This window comes from Siccirubricoccus soli (assembly GCF_024178315.1).
Classification (GTDB): domain Bacteria; phylum Pseudomonadota; class Alphaproteobacteria; order Acetobacterales; family Acetobacteraceae; genus Siccirubricoccus; species Siccirubricoccus soli.
Genome location: NZ_JAMZIK010000001.1, coordinates 51,279 through 70,877, shown reverse-complemented (window position 1 = coordinate 70,877; position 19,599 = coordinate 51,279). Strand labels below are relative to the sequence as shown.

General features: G+C 71.0%; 16 protein-coding genes. 8 read left to right on the top strand and 8 right to left on the bottom strand.

All coding sequences use genetic code 11. The features are described from left to right. Positions 1–559 precede the first annotated feature (559 nt). The 6 genes from NJ376_RS00305 to NJ376_RS00280 form a co-directional block, all read right to left on the bottom strand. The gene (locus tag NJ376_RS00305; protein ID WP_252951214.1) at positions 560–2,704 is read right to left on the bottom strand and encodes a sensor histidine kinase; all 2,145 of its coding nucleotides are present in this window, start codon (positions 2,702–2,704) and stop codon (positions 560–562) included. 306 nt (positions 2,705–3,010) lie between these two features. After that, positions 3,011–4,087 carry a WD40/YVTN/BNR-like repeat-containing protein gene (locus NJ376_RS00300; RefSeq protein ID WP_252951213.1) on the bottom strand — a complete coding sequence of 359 codons (1,077 nt, stop codon included), beginning with the start codon at positions 4,085–4,087 and terminating at the stop codon, positions 3,011–3,013. Positions 4,088–4,228: 141 nt separating this feature from the next. After that, positions 4,229–5,206, bottom strand: a complete 978-nt coding sequence (locus NJ376_RS00295; RefSeq protein WP_252951212.1) for a Bug family tripartite tricarboxylate transporter substrate binding protein — start codon at positions 5,204–5,206, stop codon at positions 4,229–4,231. A 73-nt stretch (positions 5,207–5,279) separates the two neighbouring features. After that, entirely contained in the window at positions 5,280–6,080 is an 801-nt protein-coding gene (locus NJ376_RS00290) for a crotonase/enoyl-CoA hydratase family protein (RefSeq protein ID WP_252951211.1), read from the bottom strand. A 94-nt stretch (positions 6,081–6,174) separates the two neighbouring features. Continuing rightward, the gene (locus tag NJ376_RS00285) at positions 6,175–7,182 is read right to left on the bottom strand and encodes an acyl-CoA dehydrogenase family protein (protein ID WP_252951210.1); all 1,008 of its coding nucleotides are present in this window, start codon (positions 7,180–7,182) and stop codon (positions 6,175–6,177) included. Positions 7,183–7,185: 3 nt separating this feature from the next. Beyond that, positions 7,186–8,325 carry an acyl-CoA dehydrogenase family protein gene (locus NJ376_RS00280; RefSeq protein ID WP_252951209.1) on the bottom strand — a complete coding sequence of 380 codons (1,140 nt, stop codon included), beginning with the start codon at positions 8,323–8,325 and terminating at the stop codon, positions 7,186–7,188. A gap of 125 nt (positions 8,326–8,450) precedes the next feature. On the opposite strand from NJ376_RS00280, the gene NJ376_RS00275 reads away from it, so the two are divergent. Continuing rightward, a complete protein-coding gene (locus tag NJ376_RS00275) occupies positions 8,451–10,766 on the top strand; it encodes a xanthine dehydrogenase family protein molybdopterin-binding subunit (RefSeq protein WP_252951208.1) in 2,316 nt (771 codons plus the stop codon). Then, positions 10,763–11,899 (top strand): 2-methylaconitate cis-trans isomerase PrpF family protein, encoded by a 1,137-nt coding sequence (locus tag NJ376_RS00270; protein ID WP_252951207.1) that lies wholly within the window; start codon positions 10,763–10,765, stop codon positions 11,897–11,899. The genes NJ376_RS00275 and NJ376_RS00270 overlap by 4 nt, the downstream gene beginning before the upstream one ends. Positions 11,900–11,964: 65 nt before the next feature. On the opposite strand, the gene NJ376_RS00265 is transcribed toward NJ376_RS00270, so the two are convergent. Beyond that, a complete protein-coding gene (locus NJ376_RS00265; protein WP_252951206.1) occupies positions 11,965–12,696 on the bottom strand; it encodes a sulfite exporter TauE/SafE family protein in 732 nt (243 codons plus the stop codon). A gap of 79 nt (positions 12,697–12,775) precedes the next feature. Between NJ376_RS00265 and NJ376_RS00260 the strand changes: the two genes are divergently transcribed. The 4 genes from NJ376_RS00260 to NJ376_RS00245 all read left to right on the top strand — a co-directional run bounded on the left by NJ376_RS00260 (position 12,776) and on the right by NJ376_RS00245 (position 16,770). Then, a complete protein-coding gene (locus NJ376_RS00260; protein WP_252951205.1) occupies positions 12,776–13,828 on the top strand; it encodes a hydroxyacid dehydrogenase in 1,053 nt (350 codons plus the stop codon). Positions 13,829–14,081: 253 nt separating this feature from the next. Continuing rightward, the gene (locus NJ376_RS00255) at positions 14,082–15,512 is read left to right on the top strand and encodes an amidohydrolase family protein (RefSeq protein ID WP_252951204.1); all 1,431 of its coding nucleotides are present in this window, start codon (positions 14,082–14,084) and stop codon (positions 15,510–15,512) included. After that, positions 15,509–15,799, top strand: a complete 291-nt coding sequence (locus NJ376_RS00250; protein WP_252951203.1) for a hypothetical protein — start codon at positions 15,509–15,511, stop codon at positions 15,797–15,799. The genes NJ376_RS00255 and NJ376_RS00250 overlap by 4 nt, the downstream gene beginning before the upstream one ends. After that, positions 15,796–16,770 carry a CobW family GTP-binding protein gene (locus NJ376_RS00245; RefSeq protein WP_252951202.1) on the top strand — a complete coding sequence of 325 codons (975 nt, stop codon included), beginning with the start codon at positions 15,796–15,798 and terminating at the stop codon, positions 16,768–16,770. The genes NJ376_RS00250 and NJ376_RS00245 overlap by 4 nt, the downstream gene beginning before the upstream one ends. On the opposite strand, the gene NJ376_RS00240 is transcribed toward NJ376_RS00245, so the two are convergent. Next, on the bottom strand, positions 16,767–17,669 hold the full coding sequence (locus tag NJ376_RS00240) for an ABC transporter substrate-binding protein (protein WP_252951201.1): 903 nt from the start codon (positions 17,667–17,669) through the stop codon (positions 16,767–16,769). The two genes, NJ376_RS00245 and NJ376_RS00240, sit on opposite strands and share 4 nt — an antisense overlap. Positions 17,670–17,789: 120 nt before the next feature. Here NJ376_RS00240 and NJ376_RS00235 point away from each other — a divergent pair, with 120 nt between their 5' ends. Further along, a complete protein-coding gene (locus NJ376_RS00235) occupies positions 17,790–18,752 on the top strand; it encodes a Bug family tripartite tricarboxylate transporter substrate binding protein (protein ID WP_252951200.1) in 963 nt (320 codons plus the stop codon). 67 nt (positions 18,753–18,819) lie between these two features. After that, positions 18,820–19,587: an SDR family NAD(P)-dependent oxidoreductase gene (locus tag NJ376_RS00230; protein WP_252951199.1), complete on the top strand. Its 768-nt coding sequence runs from the start codon at positions 18,820–18,822 to the stop codon at positions 19,585–19,587. Positions 19,588–19,599: the final 12 nt, after the last annotated feature.

Here is a 19,599-nt window from a genome sequence, read left to right as displayed (position 1 = left end):
GAGTTTGTAGGAAGAAATGGTGTCCGCGGCGGGATTCGAACCCACGACCCCAGGATTCATCCCACTTCGGCTTTCGCCGCCGCCCGCGGGGGCGTTCGTGGTCTGGACTGTCCCTTCACCATAGGCCGAAGCCCTTAGGTGCCACCCGTCCAGTCTCTACACCTTCCCGGGCTTTCACCCAGGCTTGGCTCGGGATCGGCAAGGCGACCAGTCCGCCCCAGCTTTCCCCGACTTTGAGTGGATCCGCTGCGCCGTTTCCAAGCGCAACGCCCAGTTAAAAACAAGGAATCCTGTGCTCTATCCGGCTGAGCTACGCGGACAGCTAACCGTCAATGCTCACTTCACACTACACCACTTGCGGTCCCACGAATAGGCCGGTCTCCCCACTCTTTGAGCAGTTCAGTTCCGCAAGGCTCGGTCCCCGCCCCCCGCCATTTTCGGTAACCTTACCACCTCTCCTGAATGCGGCAGGCTTGGGGCCTTGGACGCCTCATTGGTAGGTCTGTGGGCTATGAGACGTGCTCCATCCTGCTGAGCTACGCGGATCACCAGCGCGTCTCTACCGCATCGTGGCGAGGACGGGATGCCACCCGTCACGCCGCGCCAGGGCAGGCTGCGGCCGCAACGGCACGCCGATGGTGCAGACCACCCCTGCCGCACGAAATTCCAGGCTGACCGCGCCACCCAATTCCCGCCCGAGGCCCCCCTCCAGCAGCCGGGTGCCGAAGCCGCGGCGGGCAGGGGTGCGGACGACAGGGCCGCCACTCTCCTCCCAGACCAGGTGCAGCAGGGGCGGCTGGTCCTGACAGTCTGACGGCAGCAGCCGCCACTGCACGGTCACCTGCCCCTCCGGCACGCTCAACGCGCCATGCCGGGCGGCATTGGTCGCCAATTCATGCAGGGCGATGGAAAGCGGCACGGCTAGGCGCGGCGGCACCCTGAGCGCGGGGCCCCCGGCCAGCCAGCGCCGCCCGCCCTCTGCCTCGTGCGGCGCCAGGGCCAGCCGCACCAGCTCGCCCAGATCGGCGCCGGTCCAACCCTCCCGCGTCAACACTTCATGCGAACGGGCCAGGGCCAGCAGCCGCGCCTGGAAGGCGGCCCGCGCCGCGGGGGGGATCGGCACCTCCGGCCCCTCCGCCCCGCGCAGGGTCTGGGCGGCGATGGATTGCACCGCCGCCAGGGTGTTCTTCACCCGGTGGTTCAGCTCCCCGACCGCGAGGCGCAGCCGCGCCTCGGTCCGCCGCCGCTCCGTCACATCCACCAGCACGCCCAGTACCTTGCCGGCGCCCTCCGGGGTCTCGTGCAGGGCGCCGCGCGCCTCCAGCCAGCGGACATCGCCATCCCCGGCGCGGCGGATGCGGAATTCCAGGGTCAGCGCCTCCCCGCCCGCTCGATGCGCGCGGAAGGCGGCCCGCACCACCGCCCGGTCCTCCGGCAGCACATGGCGGAGGAAGACCCGCCAAGTCCAGTCCAGCACCGGCTCGGCATAGCCGAACAGCAGGTCATGCTGGGCGGAGCGGCGAATGATGCCGCTCGCGCGGTCCAGCTCCCAGGCGGCGAGGCCGCCGGCCTCCAGCGCCAGTGAAAGCCGCGCCTCATTCTCCCGCAGGGCGGCGGTGGCGCGGTCGCGCTCCGCCGCCGCCTCCACCACCCGATCCAGCGCCGAGGCGAGCCGCGCCAACTCTGGGATGGAGCCATGCAGGGCGGAGGCGGCGCGGATACCGTATTCCCCCCTCTCCCACCGCTCCGCCGTGCCCAGCAGCACCTCCAGCGGCTGCAGCACGAAGCGCCTGGCACCCAGCCGCGCCGCGGCCAGGGCCAGCAGGGTGCCCAGGGCGAGCAGGGCGATGCCGGTACGGGCCGCCGCCTCCGCCGGCGCCAGGGCCCGGGCGGCATCCAGGGAGACGATCACGCGCAGCGCGCCGGCGCTGCCCGGCACGAAGGGGGCGGTACCGAAGATGCGAGCGTCACCGTCCCAGCCCGGGGCATCGCTCACTTGCCCGCCCGCCTCCAGCTCCGCCGGTGAGAGGTCCAGGCGGAAGCGCGGCAGAAGCTGCAGGAGCTGCGGCGGCGCCGCGCTGCCCGGGGTCAGGGCCAGCTCCGGCCGGTCCGCCAGGTGCAGCAGGATCCGGGCCTCGCGGTCCACCACCGTCAGCGTGGCGCCCGGCGGCAGGCCGATGGAGCGGAGCTGGTCCGCCAGCCAGTCCACCCCGACGGCGGCGCCAACCACACCCAGCGGCCGCTCTCCCGGCGCGCCGAGGATGGGCAGGCCGAAATGCACCGTACCGCCCTTCAGGAAGGTCCCCGCCGCCTCCCATTCGCTGACCACCATCTCGCCCCGCTTCAGGGCGAGCCGAAAGAAGGAGCGGTCGCCGTCGTAGACGCTGCGCGGCGGGGTGCCGAGAGTGGTGCAGCGCAGCCAGCCCTCAGGCCCCACCATGCCGAGCAGCACCTGCGGCGCGAAGCGTTCCCGCAGCCGGACCAGCATGGCGGTGCAGGCGGCATGGTCGCCGCTGCGGATCGGCGGCGCCTCGGCCAGCACCACCAGGGCCTCGCGCAGCCCCTCGACGAAGCGGCCCAGCCGGGCAGCGGCATCGCGGGCGAGGCGCAACGCCTGGTCCCGCGCGGCATGGGTGCGCTGTTCCCGCAGCTGCACCTGGGCGCTGTAGGTCTGCAGCACCGCCGGCAGCAATGCGAGCGCCACCAGCAAGAACAGCCGGGCCAGGAGGGAGGGAGAGGTCCGCACCCGGGCAGGTTAGCCGAGGCTGAACCGGACGCCAGCCGGAAAGGTTGCGCTCGCGCCACTATCCGGCGGGCTGCGTCCGCGCTGCCGCAGGCATCCCGCTCCAGGCGCCCGCCGCGGTGCGCGGTCGATGCGTCCGGGCGACCGGAAGGCATCCCGCCGCCCCGATGCCCTCCCCTTCCGCTCCCGGAACCGGACGGGATCCTCCGCCTGAAGGCCGGTATCCCGCTTCCGCAGGCCACAGGGCTCAGGAAGCGGAACGGCAGGTCAGTTCACCGCCAGGGCCATGACGCCAAGGCAGCCCTGCGGCAACGGCACCTCCTGCCAGCTCGCCCCGCCATCCAACGTGGCAAAGACCTCCCCCTTGCGGGCCGCGGCATAGACCACCTGCGGGTCGCGCGGCGAGGGCGCCGCCGCCATCATGGTGCTGCGCGCCCTGGTCGGGGTGTCGAAGCGGGCCCAACTCCGGCCGAGGTCGGTGCTGCGCCAGACCGTGCCGGTCGCGCCATTGGCGGCGGTGGAGAGGGTGGCATAGAGCGTGTTCGGATCATGCGGGGAAACCCGGATGTCCCGCCCATAGAAGATCGGCGAGAGCTTCCGCATCTCGAAATCCTGCCAGTGGGCACCATGGTCCTCGCTGCGGAACAGGCCCATACGCAGCGCCACCAGCGGCATCTCCGGCGCCGCGGCGCTGATCGCCACCGCATGCGCGTCCAGCATCCCCTCCGCTGTGTTGGTGGTGATGATGGCGCTTTTCAGATGCGGCTGTTCCGAGAGCCGGATCAGGTCCTGACCGCAATCCTGCCAGGTCTCGCCGCCATCGGTGCTGCGGATGACGCCGCGGACCTCGAGCGCCGCATACATCTCCTCCGGCCGCGCCGGGTTGAAGGCGAAGCGCAGGACGCGATTGACGAAGCCGCGCATGTCGGCGGGGTCCGGTAGCGCCGCGGTCGGCGCCTCCCGCCAGGTGCCGCCATTGTCCTCCGAGATGAAGACGCCGAGCGGCGAGGTGCCGACATAAAGCTTGCGCGGGTCGCGCGGATGCACGGCGATACCCCAGACCTGCCGGTCCCGCAACGGGAAGTCCAGCCGGTGCCAGGTGCTGCCGGCATCGGTGCTGACATAGGGTCCCTCCTGGGTGCCGGCGAAGATCCGCTTCGGGTCGTGCGGATCGGTGCTGATGCAGGGCACGTGGCATTCGGCCGGCAGGCCGCGCGTCACATGCTCCCACTCGCTCTCGCCGACATTCAGGCGGAAGACGCCGCCCAGCGTATCGGGCGGCGAGCTCATATTCGCGCCGCCGGGCCAGCGCACCACGCCGGCAAAGACCTGTCCCTTGTCCATCCTCGTTTCCTCCTTGGCCTATCGGTGCGGGCAGCGCCCGGGGACCTGGATGCGTCGGCGCCATCCCTCCGGGGGTGGCGGCCCGAGATGTCGGCGGCCCATGGCCGGCGGGGCGGCGTCGGCCACCCCGGACCGCACCGCCTATTCCGAGCGGATCCCGGCGAGTTGCACTGCCCGCCGCGTCCGCTCCAGATCCTGCCGCAGAAAGGCGGCGAACTGCGCCGGGGTGGCCGCCGGCGGTCGGGCCAGCTCAATCCCGGCGCCCTCGGCGCGCTCGCGCATGGTCGGCGCCGCCAGACAGTCCGGCAGCAGGCCGGAGAGGTGCCGGATGACGGATTCCGGCGTGCCCGCCGGGGCGCAGAGGCCGTTGTAGGAGGACATGACCGCGCCGGCATAGCCGGACTCCACCAGCGTCGGCACCTCCGGTGCCAGGGAGGAGCGTGCCTCTGTGGTGATGGCCAGCAGCCGCACCTTGCCCTCCCGCGCCAGCGGCAGGGAGGAGCTGATCTGATCCATCAGGCTCTCGACATTGCCGGCCAGCAGATCCGGCATCATCGGCCCGCTGCCGCGATAGGGCACATGGGTGATGCCGGCGCCGGCGGCGGCATCGAACAGCGCCAGCGCCAGGTGGTTGGAGGAGCCGATGCCGGCCGTGCCGCAGGCGATGCGGCCTGGCCTCGCCTTCGCGCGGGCGATAAAATCTTGCAGGTCGCGCGCCGGGCTGTCCGCCCGGACCACCAGCACCAAAGGTAGCAGGGCACAGAGGCCAATGGGCTGGAGCTGCCGGAAGGGATCGTAGGTCAGGTTTGCCTGGGTCAGTAGATTGCCGACCAAGGAGCCGTTGGAGCCCATCATCAGCGTGTAGCCATCCGGCCGGGCATTGGCGACCATCTCGGCGCCGAGCGCCCCACCGGCGCCGGGCCGGTTCTCCGCCACCACCGGCTGGCCGAGGCGCGGGGTGAGCTCGGCGGCCAGCAGCCGGCTCACCATGTCGATCCCACCGCCCGGCGGGAAGGGGATGACGAGGCGGATCGGCCGACTGGGCCAGGCCTCGGCCCGTGCCGGACGGGCAAGGGCGAGACATAGCGCCGCCAGCAGCGACCGGCGCTGCAGCGACATGGACGTTGCTCCCGTTATTGGGTGGGAGCATGCGCCTCGCTGCCCGGCCTGGCCAGGGCCGCCGCGAGGCGCCTCAGCGCCCCGTGAAGGTCGGCTTGCGCTTCTCCAGCAGGGCGCTGACGGCCTCCTTGTGGTCCTCCGTGCTGTGCGCCAGGGCCTGGTAGGCGGCGGACATCTCCAACAGGGTGGAGAGCCGGGTGTGCTGGCCCTCGCGCAGCAGGCGCTTGGTCATGCGCACCATTTCCGGCGGGTTGGCGGCGATCTTCTCCGCCAGCGCCCGGGCGGCCGGCATCAGCTCCTCCGCCGGCACGACGCGGGAGACGAGGCGCACTTCCTTCGCCTCCTGCGCATTCAGCACATCGCCCGTGAAGCTCATCTCGCAGGCGACGGACATGCCGACGACGCGGGGCAGCAGCCAGGCGCCGCCATCGCCGGGGACGATGCCCACCTTGATGAAGCTCTCGGCGAAGCTCGCCTTCTCAGAAGCGATGCGGATGTCGCACATGCAGGTGACGTCGAGGCCGAGGCCGATGGCCGGCCCGTTCACCGCGGCGATGGTCGGCACGTCGCAATCGTAGAGCGCATTCGCCATGGCCTGGACGCCGCGGCGGTAATTCTCCCGGACATCGGCATGGCTGCCTTCGAGGATGCCCTTGCGATCGCGCATCGCCTTCAGGTCGCCGCCGGCGCAGAAGGCGGTGCCGGCGCCGGTGAGGATGACGGCGCGCACGGACCGGTCGCGATTGACACGGTGCACCGCCGCCACCACCGCATCGCAATCCGCGAAGGTGGAGATGGCGTTGCGCCTCTCCGGTGCGTTCAGGGTGAGGGTGACGATGCCGCCATCCTGCTCATAGGTCACGTAGTCGCTCATTGCGGTGTCCCTTGTTGGTGCCGGCGGGTGCGGAACCGCGCTCCGGTCATCGGGCGAAGTGCAGGGGCCGGCTGATCCAACCCCCGCACCCAGCTCATACGGCGGCCTCGTCCCGCGCCGTCAGGTCCGGCCAGAGCGCGGCGCCCCCGCGCGCCAGGGCCGCCGCGCCGATCCGCTGCGCCCAGACCCGCTCCGTGCCGCAGGCATCGCGCCAGGCCCAGAGGCGACGGGTGAAGAGGTGCAGGTGGTGCTCATCGGTGAAGCCGATGGCGGCATGCACCTGGTGGACGATGGCGGCGACCTTCCCCGCCGCCTCGCCCGCCACGACCTTGGCCGAGGCGACCTCGAACTCCGCCGCCGCCAAGCCGCGCCGCGACGCCGCCCGCCCGGCCTGCGCCGCCGCGACGCCTGCCGCCGCCACCTCCCCCGCAGCCTGGGCAAGAAGCTGCTGCACCGCCTGGAAGCCGCCGATCGGCCGGCCGAATTGCTTGCGGGTGTTGGCGTAGTCCACCGCGGTGTCGAGCACCGCCTCCAGCGCCCCGGCGATCAGCGCGGCCTGGATCATGGCGCCGGCCAGCAGCGGCGCCTCCGCCCCCAGCGCCGGCGGCAGGGGTGCCGCGGCGCTGTCCGGGCCGGGCTGGCACACATCCAGCGGCAGGCGGGAGAAGCCGTCGCGCCCCTCCTGCGCCTTCGCGGCCGGGCAGAGAACCAGCTTCCCCCCATGGGCCGCCACCAGATGCTGCGCCCGCCGCCCCCAGGACAGGCCGGGCTCCCCGGCTACCACGAGGCCCAGATAGCCGGGCGGCGGGCCGATGCCGGCTGCCGCCAGCAACCCGGCGGCGGCCATGCTCTCGGCCAGCGGCACCGGCGCGCCATGGCGACCCAGCACCTGCCAGACCGCGACGGCATCCTCCCAGGTCAGGCCGGCGCCGCCCATCTCCTCCGGTGCCAGCGCCAGAGGCAAGCCGAGCGCCTCCATCTCCGCCCAGAGCGCCTCGGGCCATTCACCGGCCTCGGCCCGGCGCAGCACGTCCGGCCCGGCCCGGTCGGCCAGCAGCTTCTCCACCTGCTCCAGCAGGATGCTGCGCAGTTCGTCGCTCATGGCTCAGCGCAGCCCGAGCTGGCGGGCGATGATCCCGCGCAGGATTTCCCGCGTGCCGCCGCGCAGCGAGTAGCTGCGTGCCACCATGGTCATCATCCGCTGCATCTCCCAGACCTCCGCCGGCGTGCGCGCGGCGTCGAACAGGGTGCGGAGGGTCTCCGGCAGGGCCTGTTCGTAGTCATTGCCCACATCCTTCACCAGCGCCGCCTCCCGCGCCGGCGTCTTGCCCTCCTGCAGCATGCCGGCGACGGAGAGCGACATCTGCCGCAGCGTCCCGGCGCGGGCGAGCAGCCGGCCCACCGTCTCGGCCGCGGCGGGCTCGGCGCGCAGGTCGTCCAGCGCCGCGGTCAGCAGCGGCAGGGAGGAGAGGTAGCGCTCCGGCCCCGCCCGCTCGAAGGCCAGCTCGGCCGTGGCCTGTTCCCAGCCATTGCCTTCCTTGCCCACCAGCAGGCTGTCAGGCACGAAGACGTTGTCGAAGGTGATCTCGTTGAACCCCTCCTCCCCCGCCAAGTCGAGGATCGGCCGAATGGAGAGGCCGGAGGAGCGCAGATCGACCAGGAACTGGCTGAGGCCCTGGTGCTTCGCCCTGGGGTCCGGCGCCGGGCTGGTGCGCAGCAGGGCGATCATGAAGTCGCAGCGATGGGCGTTGGTGGTCCAGACCTTCCGCCCCTCGATCCGCCAGCCCCCCTCCACCTTGGTGGCGCGGGTGCGCAGGCTGGCGAGGTCGGAGCCGCTATCGGGCTCGGACAGCCCGATCGCGAAGGCCAGCTCTCCGCTGACGATGCGCGGCAGGAATTCCCGCCGCTGCTCCTCCGTGCCGAGGCGGAGGATGAGCGGGCCGCTCTGCCGGTCGCCGATCCAGTGCGCGCCGACCGGGGCGCCGACCGCCAGCATCTCCTCCAGCACCACGTAGCGGTCCATGGCGGTACGCTCGCCGCCGCCATAGGCGCGGGGCCAGGTCATGCCGATCCAGCCGCGCTTGCCGACCTCGCGGGAGAAATCCCGGTCGAAGCCCATCCAGGAATAGGCCCGGACGGTCGGGGACCAGTTACGGCCCTGCTCCGCCAGGAAGGCACGCAGCTCGGCACGCAGGGCAGGGGCGTCGGGGGGCGTGTCCCGCAACTCGAAACGCAGCGCGCCCATGGCGTTCCTCCAGGATTGATAGCTGCCTAACTGCCGCATTTGCCGCCGCTGCGCCACCCCCCTCTCGACAGGGCGGGGCGCCGGGGCTTCGATGCGTCGCAGCAGCGGGCCCCAGGAACAAGCGCATGGACAAATTCGGGATCGGCCAGCCGGTGCGGCGGAAGGAGGATGTGCGGCTGCTCACCGGCCGCGGGACCTACACCGACGACATTGACCGTCCCAACCAGCTCCACGCCTTTGTGCTGCGCAGCCCGCATGCCCATGCGGCGATCCTGTCCATTGATACGGCGGCGGCGAGGGCCGCGCCCGGCGTCGCCGCGGTGCTGACCGGGCATGACGCGGCGGCGGACGGCATCGGGCTCTTCCCGGTGATGGTGGATGTGCCAGGCAAGGGCGGCACGAAGCTGTTTCCCACCCCGCGGGAGATCCTGCAGACCCGGCGCGTCCGCTTCGTCGGCGACCCGGTGGCGCTGGTGCTGGCGGAAACCAGGGCCCAGGCCCAGGACGCCGCCGAGCTGATCGAGGTGGAGTACGACATCCTCCCCAGCGTCACCGAGACGGGCGCCGCACTCGACCCCGGCGCGCCGGTGATCTGGGAGGAGAATGGCAGCAATCTCTGCGTGCTGTGGGACAGCGGGCGGGAGGCGGAGGCAGCGGCCGGCTTTGCCCGGGCCGCCCGGACGGTATCGCTGGAATTCGTGCAGAACCGCGTGGTCGGCAACCCGATGGAGCCGCGCGTCGCGCTCGGCGAGTACGAGCCCGCGACCGGCAGCTACACCCTGCATTCCCCGACCCAGGGGGTGATGCGCGTCCGGGATGGGCTGGCGAAGCTGATCCTGAAGGTGCCGGTGGAGAAGTTGCGCGTCATCTCACCTGACGTCGGCGGCGGCTTCGGGCTGCGCGGCAAGATCCACCCGGAATCCGGCATGGTGCTCTGGGCGGCGAAGCGCACCGGCCGCCCGGTGAAATGGGCCAGCAGCCGCAGCGAGACCTTCGTCAGCGACCCGCATGGGCGGGACCACGTCACCCGGGCCGAGATGGCCTTCGACGCGGAGGCCAGGGTGCTGGGCGTGAAGATCCGCTCCTTCGCCGCCATGGGCGCCTATCTGCAGGATTTCGGGCCGCGCGTGCCGACCGTCGCCGGCGGCCGCATCCTGGGCACGGTCTACGACATCCAGGCGCTGAACGCGCAGGTGAGCTGTGTCTTCACCAACACCTCCCCGACCGACGCCTATCGCGGCGCCGGGCGGCCGGAACAGGCCTATGTGCTGGAACGCCTCTTCGACCTCGGCGCCGCCGAATTCGGCATCGGGCGAGAGGAGATCAGGCGGCGCAACTACATCCGGCCGGAGCAGATCCCTTACCGCAACGTTGCGGGGAACGAGATCGATAGCGGTCTGTTCGCGGAGACCCAGGCGCACGCCCTGGCACTGGCGGATTGGGACGGCTTCCCGGCGCGGCGCGCGGCGGCAGCGGCGCGCGGCAGGCTGCGCGGCATCGGCCTTGGCTACTTCATCGAGGCCTCGGGCGGCCAGCCCAGCGAATGGGCGCGGGTGAGATTCGAGGAAGATGGCACGGTGGCGCTGACCGTCGGCACCTTCAGCCACGGCCAGGGGCATGAAACCGCCTATGCCCAGGTGCTGCACAGCAAGCTCGGCATCCCCTTCGATTCGGTGCGCTTCATCCAGGGCGACAGCGCCGTGGTGGAGCACGGCAATGGCACGGGCGGCTCCCGCTCCTCCCAGATGGGCGGCGTCGCTATCGCCCGCGCCTCGGACCTTGTCATCGCCAAGGGCCGCCGGCTCGCGGCGCATCTGCTGGAGGCGGCGGCGGAGGATGTGGAATTCGCTGACGGGCTGTTCCGGGTGGCAGGCACCGACCTGACCGCCACCTGGCAGCAGGTGGTGGCGGCGGCGCAGAGCCCGCCGCCCGGGGAGACGCCGGGGCTGGATGAGAAGCTGCTCTATACCCGCAGCACCGAGTGCAATTTCCCCAATGGCTGCCATGTGGCGGAGGTGGAGATCGACCCTGAGACCGGGCAGGTGCAGATCGTCCGCTACGCCGCGGTGGACGATGTGGGCAACGTGATCAACCCCATGCTGGTGCATGGCCAGAGCCATGGCGGCATCATGGCCGGCATCGGCCAGGCGCTGCTGGAACACGCGGTGTATGACCGGGAGAGCGGCCAGTTCCTGACCGCCACCTTCCAGGATTACTGCATGCCGCGGGCCAGCGACGCGCCGGATTTCGACCTCGGCTTCCACATCGTGGCCTGCCCCAACAACGACCTTGGCGTGAAGGGCGCCGGTGAGGGCGGGGCCTGCGGCGCGCCGCCCGCCATCGTCTCCGCCATCTGCGATGCGCTGGGCATTCCGCATATCGACATGCCGGTGACGCCGGAAAAGGTATGGCGCGCCCTGCAAGCGAAGGACGCCGCATGACCCAGCGCTTCATCCCTGCCGCCTTCATCCGCGGCGGCTCCTCCAAGGGCGTGTTCTTCCATGCGCGGGACCTGCCCGCCTCCCGCGCCGAGATCGACCCGATCCTGCTGACTGTCCTCGGCAGCCCGGACCCCTACGGGCGGCAGCTGGATGGCATGGGCGGCGGCATCTCCTCGCTCTCGAAGGGCGTCATCATCGGCCCGTCCACGCACCCGGAGGCGGATGTGGACTACACCTTCGCCCAGGTGGCGGTGGACAAGCCGGTGGTGGACTGGAAGGGGAATTGCGGGAACCTGTCCTCTGCCGTCGGCCCCTTCGCGGTGGATGAAAGGCTGGTGCGGGTGCCGGATGGCGAGGCTCTGGTCCGCATCCACCAGGTGAATACGAAGAAACTGATCCATGCCCGCTTCCCGGTGCGGGGCGGCCGGGCCGAGGTGAAGGGCGATTTCGCCATTGCCGGCGTGGCCGGCACAGGGGCGCGCATCAGGCTTGATTTCCTCTCCCCCGGCGCGACGCAATGCGCCGCCCTGCTGCCCACCGGCAATCCGGTGGATGTGCTGGAGGTCCCGGGCTTCGGCCGGCTGCAGGCCAGCCTGGTGGATGCCGCCAACCCCGCCGCCTTCGTGGCGGCCGAGGCGCTGGGGCTGACCGGCGTGGAATCGCCGGATGCCATCGAGGCGCGGCCGGAGCTCATGGCGCTGCTGGACCGCATCCGCCGCATCGCGGGCATGGCGATGGGGCTGGGGGCGACGCCGGAGGCGGTGGGCCTCGCCAGTCCGCGCGTGGCGCTGGTGGCCGGGCCGCTGGCGGCGCGGACTCTGGATGGCCAGATGCTGGACCCGGCGCAGCATGACGTGACGGTCCGCATGCTCTCCATGGAGCGGCCGCACCGCGCCGTGCCGATGACCGGCGCCATGGGCCTCGCCGTGGCCTGCCGCATCGAGGGCAGCATCCCGCATGCGCTGGCGACGCGCGGCGAGAGGCCGGAGGAGATCCGCGTGGCGCATCCCTCCGGCATGCTGACCGTGGGGGCGGAGGTGCGGCGCAAGGGCAAGGCCTGGCATGCTGACAGCGCCGTGGTCTTCCGCACCGCCCGCCGTCTGATGCAGGGCCAGGTTGCCCTGCCCGACTGACGCCCGCCGGCCGGGGGCGCATCGCGGCGCCCTCGGCCTTGCGGTGCGCCCGAACGAAGCCTGGGCTACAGCAGATGCGGCAGGCTGTGCAGCAGCATTGTCACGCCGGAGAGCGCCAGCAGGGCCAGCACCACCCGCTGGAAGCCGAGGTCGCCCAGCTTCCGGTAGGTGCGCGCGCCGAGGATGGCCGTGACGACCACCACCGGCACCACCATCAGGCAGAGGCTCAGCGCCTCCCGCCGCAATTGGCCGGAGACGATCAGGCCGGTGGTCGTCAGCACATGCATGGAGAGGTTGAAATACTGGAATACCGCGCGCTGCACCGGCCGTTCCCAGCCGCGCAGCGTGCACCACAGGGTGGGCACCGGCCCTGGCACGCCCGCCAGCCCGCCCATGAAGCCGCCCGCCAGCCCGGCCACGCCATCCGCCACCCGACCGCCATGAGTGATGCGCGGCAGCTTCCCAGAGGCCAGCATCAGCGGGCACCATAGCACCAGCAGCGTCCCCAGCCCGGCCTGGAACAGCAGCGGGTCCACCCGCGACAGCAGGGTGACGCCCAGCGGCACGCCCAGCGCCCCGCCGGCGATGAAGGGCAGCGCCCGCGGCAGCGCCGCCAGGCGCATCAGCGGCACGCCCATCAACTGGCCGACCAGGGACCCCAGCACCACCAGGGAGCCCGCCACCACCGGGTCCAGCGCCCAGGCCCAGAAAGCCAGCGCCACCAGCCCGAAGGCGAAGCCCGACAAACCCTGCACGAACCCCGCCAATGCGGCGCCAATCACCACCAGCGCCAGCATGCGCGCCCCTTGCTCCGTCCCCGGGTTTTCGCCCGATCCGCCGCGCGATACAACCTCGGCAGCTCAGGAGGAAATCGTCGTGACCGAACTGCGTCGCTTCCGCGTCGGCTACCTGTCCCATGTCCCGCATCAGAGCTTCCTCGACACCGCCGCCGAACACCCGGTGATGGAGGTGGTGCGCATCCCCCTGGACCAACCGGAGGAAGCGGTGCTGGCCGCGCTGCAGGGCGTGGACGCCTATTACTGCATGGCCTCCCGCGACGAGCTGCCGAAGCGCTTCCATGTGGGACCGGAGCTGCTGCGGGACCTGCCGGACCTGCTGATGGTCGGCAGCACCGGCGCGGGCTACGACACGGTGAACCCCAAGGCCTGCACCGAGGCCGGCGTGCTGCTGGTGAACCAGGCCGGCGGCAATGCCGAGGGCGTGGCGGAACATGCGGTGGGCATGATGCTGGCGCTGCTGAAGCGCATGCCGGAAGCCCAGGCCGCCATGCGCGCCGGCCAGGCGAAGAACCGTGTTGCACTGATGGGGCGGGAACTGCGCGGCCGGACCGTGGGGCTGGTCGGCATCGGCCATGTCGGGACACGGGTGGCGGAGATCGTCCGCCTCGCCTTCTCCTGCCCGGTCCTCGCCTGCGACCCCTATCTGGATGCCGCCACGGTGGCGGCGCGCGGCGCCCGCAAGGTGGAGATGGAGGAGCTGCTGGCGGAAAGCGACGTGGTCAGCCTGCACCTGCCGCTCTCCCCGGAAAGCCGGGGGCTGATGAATGCGGAAAGCTTCGCGAAGATGAGGAAAGGGGCGATCTTCGTCACCACCGCCCGCGGCAACATCCATGACGAGCCGGCGCTGCACGCGGCGCTGGCCAGCGGCCATATCGCCGCCGCCGGCCTCGATGTGTGGGAGCAGGAGCCGCCGCCGCCGAGCCACCCGCTGCTGAACATGCCGAACGTCATCGTCACCCAGCACACTGCGGGGGTGACGCATGAAAGCCGCTCCAACATCAGCCGCATCGCGGCGCTGGCCTTCGCCGACGCCGCCTCCGGCCGGATGCCGCCGCGGATCATCAATCCGGAGGTCGTCGAGCGGTTCCGGGCACGGTACGAAGCGAAGACCGGGCGGCCCATCGCCTAGATCGAGAGGGGCTCTGCCCGCCCTCACATCGGACGCAGTGCGTCCGATCCCGCCAAAGGCCGAAGGGCCTTTGGAGACCCTTAGTTTAAGGCCCGACAGTTCAGCCTGCCGACTCAAGGGTTCCAAGGGCCTTGCGGCCCTTGGCGGGCGGGAGTTTGAGGGAGGGTAGCGCCCTTCCTCAACCCATCGGCCAGGGCTTGCGGCTCACGCCATTCCGCCGCAGCATCCTGCTGCGGCAAAGAGGGGCGAAGCCATGGTCGATCTGGTCATCTCCGGGGATTGCGTCGTCACGCCGCACAGTATCGGCCCGGCCGATGTTGCCATTTCGGGCGAGAAGGTGGTGGCCATCGCCGAGCGCGGTGCCTTCCCGCTCTCCGCCAATGCCCGGCGGATCGACGCCATAGGCAAGATCGTGATGCCGGGCGGCATCGATCCGCACACCCATTGCCTCTGGCCCACCTATGGCCCGGGCGGCGCCATCGAATACACCAAGGGGCCGAGCGTGGTCGGCAAGGCCGCGCTGTTCGGCGGCACCACCACCATCATCGACTTCACCCGCTGGACCCATGGCAAGACCGTGCAGGGCGCCATCGAGGAGCGGATGGCCCAGTGGCGCGAGGATGGCTCGCCCTGCGACTGGGCGCTGCACACCATGGTGGAGGGCGACCTGCCGCCCGAGATCCCGGCCCAGCTCGGCGAGGCGATCGAGGCGGGCCACGCCTCGGTGAAGATCTTCACCACCGACATCACCCCGAGCCGCAAGGGACGGATGGTGGATTTCGGCGATATCTGGGAAGTCTTCCAGGTGCTGGCGAAGAAGGGCGGCCTCGGCGTCATCCATGCCGAGGACAACGACATCGTCATGCACATGTACGCCAAGCTGTTCCGCGAGGGCCGCACCGGCTTCGAGAACATGGCGGAGGTGCACAACACCCTTTCGGAAGACCTCTCCTTCCGCCGCGTCCTGCGTCTGGCGGAGCATGTGCCGGGCACCGCGCTCTACATGCTGCATGTCTCGGCGGCCAATGGCGTGCACGCCATCCGCGCCGCGCGGGGCAAGAACCAGCCCGTCTATGGCGAGAGCCTGCACCAGTACATGCTCTACACCCAGGAGGACTACAAGCGCCCGAACGGGCAGATCTACCACACCTACCCCTCGCTCAAATCCCAGGCGGACCAGGATGAGCTGTGGCGTGGCGCGATGGATGGCAGCATCAATTGCGTGGCGACGGATGAGCTCTGCTGCTCCCTGGCGGTGAAGACCCAGGGCAAGCAGATCGACGACACCACCGGCGGCAATTCCGGCGTCGAGCCGCGGGTGGCGGTGATGTATTCGGAGATGGTCGGCAAGCGCCGCTTCACGCTGCGGCAATTCGTCGATGCCGTCTCCACCAATGCAGCGCGGATCATGGGGCTCTATCCGCGCAAGGGCTGCATCGCACCGGGGGCGGATGCGGATATCTGCATCCTGGACCCGGCGCTGAAGCGCACCGTGCGGGCCGAGGTGATGCATGAGAGCGACTACTCGCCCTGGGAAGGGCGCGAGGTGAATGCCTGGCCTTCCATGACCATCCTGCGCGGCAAGGTGGTGGTGGAGGGCGACAAGTGGCTGGGCGACGACCGGGGCGGCACCTGGCTCTCCCGCAAGGTGCCAGAAGAGATCCGCGCCGGCGCGGCGCTGTGACGCCGCCGGAGCTGCGCGACCTGATCTCCGACGCCCTGGCGCTGTGGCAGGTGCCGGGGAAGGTCCGCGTGGTGGAAGGTAGGGTGGCGCTGGCGGCACCGGATGGCACGCCGCTCAGCGTGCATGCGGCGGAGCCAGCCGACCGGCCGATCCGCTGGTGGCTCGAACGGCCGGGGCAGAGGCGGCCCTGCACCTCGGTGCTCGGCCTGCTGCGCGGGTTGCGCAATGCGGTAGGCGCCGGCGAAGGGGAAGCGCGGCGCGCCAGGGTCGCGTTGCCGGAGGCATGAGCCCGATTGCGGCGCCGGAGGGACGCCTTCCCGTCTGCGTCGTCACGGGCTTTCTCGGCGCCGGCAAGACGACGCTGCTGAAGCGCGTGCTGCGGGACCCCCGCTTTGCCGACAGCGCCGTCATCGTGAACGAGTTCGGCGAGGTGCCGCTCGACCATGACCTGATCGCCGCCAGCGAGGACATGCTGATCAGCGTCTCCACCGGCTGCCTCTGCTGCGTGGTGCGCAGCGACCTGACGGAGACGCTGCTGGACCTGGCCCGGCGCCGCGCCGCGGCGGAGGTGCCGGCCTACGCGCGGGTGGTGATCGAGACCTCCGGCCTGGCCGACCCCGCCCCCATCCTGCATGCGCTGATGGCGGATGAACGGGTGGCGGCGGGACACCGTCTGCAGTCGGTGGCAACGCTGGTGGATGCGGCAACCGGCGCGGCGGTGCTGGAACGCCATCCGGAGGCCCAGCGCCAGGTCATGCTGGCCGACCGGCTGCTGCTGACCAAGACCGACCTGGCACCGGTGCCGGCGACGCTGGAGACGGCGCTGGCAGCGCTGAACCCGGCCGCGCCGCGCCGGGTTGCGGCGCATGGCGAAGTGGACCCCGAGTGGCTCTTCGCTCCCGGCAGCCTGCCCGCATTCCTGGAGGCGAATGCCCGCCACACCGAGGGCGTGGCGAGCATCGTGCTGGAGCGGGAGGCGCCGATCCCGGCCCTGGCCCTGACGCTTTGGCTACAGGGGCTGGTGGAGCATTGCGGCCCGCGCCTGCTGCGACTGAAAGGGCTGGTGGCGCTGGCGGAGGCGCCGGAGAAACCCGTCGCCCTGCACGCCGTGCAGCACCTGCTGCACCCGCTGGAATGGCTGGATGCCTGGCCGGGCACGGACCGCCATAGCCGGATCGTGCTGATCGGCGAGGGCATCCCCCGGCACCTGCCAGCCCGGCTGCTGGCCGCCATCGAGGCGGAGGTGCGGGACAGCTAACCCAGCGCCTCCGCGACGATCCGGTTGTCCGCCGTCCGTGCGAAGCCCGGCTTCCGGGTGATGGCACCCGCCGTGGACATCGCATGCTCCAGCCGGGCGAAGGCTTCCTCCGGGTAGAAGGGATCCTGCGTCCAGATCCCCAACGTCTTGTAGCGTGCCAGGCAGCGCGCCAGCAGCGGCTGGGGCAAATCGGGGAAATAGGCTGCGATGCTCTCGGCCAGGGCCTCCGGCGGGTTCGCCGCCACCCAGGCCAGGGTCTTCGCCAGGCCGCGGATCATCGCCTTGAACTCGGCGTGTCGCGATTGCAGCATGTCCGTCGTGGTGGTGAAGGTGGTGTAGCCCGTCACGCCGCGGGAGGCCGCCGCGTACCAGACATGGCAGCCGCGGTCCTCCGCCAGGGTGATGAAGGGCTCGAAGAGCTGCGCCACCTCCAGCCGCCCCTCCACCAGCGCGTCCAGATTCGCCGCCATGCCCTGGTCCGTCACCCGCCGCACCGTGGTCGGGTCCAGCCCCGCCTGTCGGATGTCCTCCTGCAGGGTCCACCAGGGCGTCGGCACTTCGGACACGCTGCCCAGCGTCAGCCTCGCCAGCTCGGACAGGCGGAAATCCGGCCGCGGCGTGCGGCCCAGCAGGCAGAACGGGTCCCGCATCACCACCGCGCCGAAATTGCGCAGGGGGCTGCCAGGGTCGGCCTCATGCGCCAGCAGGATGCGCATCGGCCCGCCCCAGGCGAGGTCCGCCACCCCCGCCAGCACCGCATCCTTGGCATTTGCCGGGATGGTGCCGCTGCGCAGCACCACCTCCACCCCCTCCGCCGCATAATCGCCACGCGCCAGCGCCGCGTAGAAGGGGGCGTAGAAGACGCCGCGGAAAGGTTCCTGCAAGGTGATGGTCGGCATGGCACGCTCCGGCGTGGGGCTTGCTAGAGCAATATCCGATTAGGCGGAATCACCTGATCGGATTTCTTGCTCTGGAAACATAAGATCTAGAGCATGCAATTCCCCTCAGGACCATCCGCCATGCTGCGCCGATCCCTGCTCGCCGCCCCGCTCCTCACGCCCTTCGCCGCCGCCGCACAGGAGCGATTCCCCAGCCGTCCCGTTCGGCTCGTCATTCCCGTCGCCGTCGCTGGCGTTACCGACATCGTCGGCCGCATCCTGGCAGAGGGGATGGCCGCCATCCTTGGCCGGCCGGTGGTGGCGGAGAACATCCCCGGGGCGGGCAGCACGGTGGGCGCCGCCGCCTTCCAGCGCAGCCCGGCCGATGGCTACACGCTTTTCATCGCCACCAACAACCATGCGGTGATGAAAGCGATCTACCCGCAGATCCCCTTTGATCCCGTGGCGGATTTCATCCCCCTCGCCCTGGTCGCGCGGCAGCCCTTTGTCCTGGCGGTGCACCCGGCGGTGCCGGCGCGCGACGTGCCGGAACTTCTCGCCTGGCTGAAGGCGGAGGGGGAGAAGGCGAATTACGGCGCCGCCAACCCCGGCGGCAGCAACCACATGGCAGGGGAGCAGTTCCGCCAGCGCGCCGGCGTCACCTTCACCATCGTGCCCTACCGCGCCGCCGCGGCCTCGGTGCAGGACCTCGTCGCCGGGCGGGTCCAGCTCACCATCGACAGCCCGACCATGCTGCTGCCGCTGATCCGGGACGGCCGGGTGCGAGGCCTCGCCGTCTCCACGGAGAGCGCCTCCGCCCTGGTGCCTGGCCTGCCTAGCCTCGCCGAAGCCGGGATCGCCGGCTATGACATGACGGTCTACCAGATCCTCTTCGCCCGCCCCGGCACGCCGCCCGAAGTGATGGCCACGCTGCAGGATGCAGCAAGGCAGGCGATCGCCGAGCCCAGCTTCGCCCAGCGCTTGGCCGGCGTGGGCTGCGAACCCTGGCCGGACTCCTCCCCCAAGGCCGCCTCCGCCCTGCTGGCGGCGGATATCGCGCGCATGGCGCCGGTCGTCTCCGCCATGAAGCTGACCCCGGGCTGAAGGGGGCGGCCGCCTCGGCTTGCGCCCCCTTCCCGGGAATGGCCATATGCCATCCGGGAGGATGCGCATGAACGATCCGGCGTCGTTGTTTTCGCTGGCCGGCCAGACGGCTTTCGTCACCGGCGCCTCGGGCGCGCTCGGGGCGCATTTCGCCCGGGTGCTGCATGCGGCGGGCGCCCGGGTGGTCCTGGCAGCCCGGCGGGCGGAGGCCCTGGCTGCACTGGCGGCGGAGCTCGGGGAAGGTGCCCTGGCCGTGCCGCTGGATGTGACAGCCCCCGCCAGCATCGCCGCGGCCTTCGATGCCGCGGAGGCTGCTTTCGGCCCCTGCGACATCCTGGTGAACAATGCCGGCATCGCCGTCACCAAGCCGGCCCTGCAGCAGACCGCCGAGGACTGGGACAGCGTGATGGAGGTCAATCTCCGCGGCTGCTTCCTGGTGGCGGGAGAGGCGGCGCGCCGGCTGGTGGCGGCGAAGCGCCCCGGCAGCATCATCAACATCGCCTCCATCGGCGGCCTGCGCATCCTGATGGGCGTCGCCGGCTACACCGCCTCCAAGGCCGGGCTGGTGCAGCTCACCAAGCAGCTCGCGGTGGAATGGGCACGGCACGGCATCCGCGTGAACGCCCTCTGCCCCGGCTATATCGAGACGCCGATCAACCGTGAGTTCTTCGCCTCGGAGGCCGGGCAGGCCGTGGTCAAACGCGTGCCGCAGCGCCGCCTGGGTCAGCCCGAGGACCTTACCGGCCCGCTGCTCCTCCTCGCCTCCGCCGCCGGCGCGCACATGACCGGCGCGGTGCTGGCGGTGGATGGCGGCCATTCCGTCAACGCGCTCTAGGACCCCAGCTCC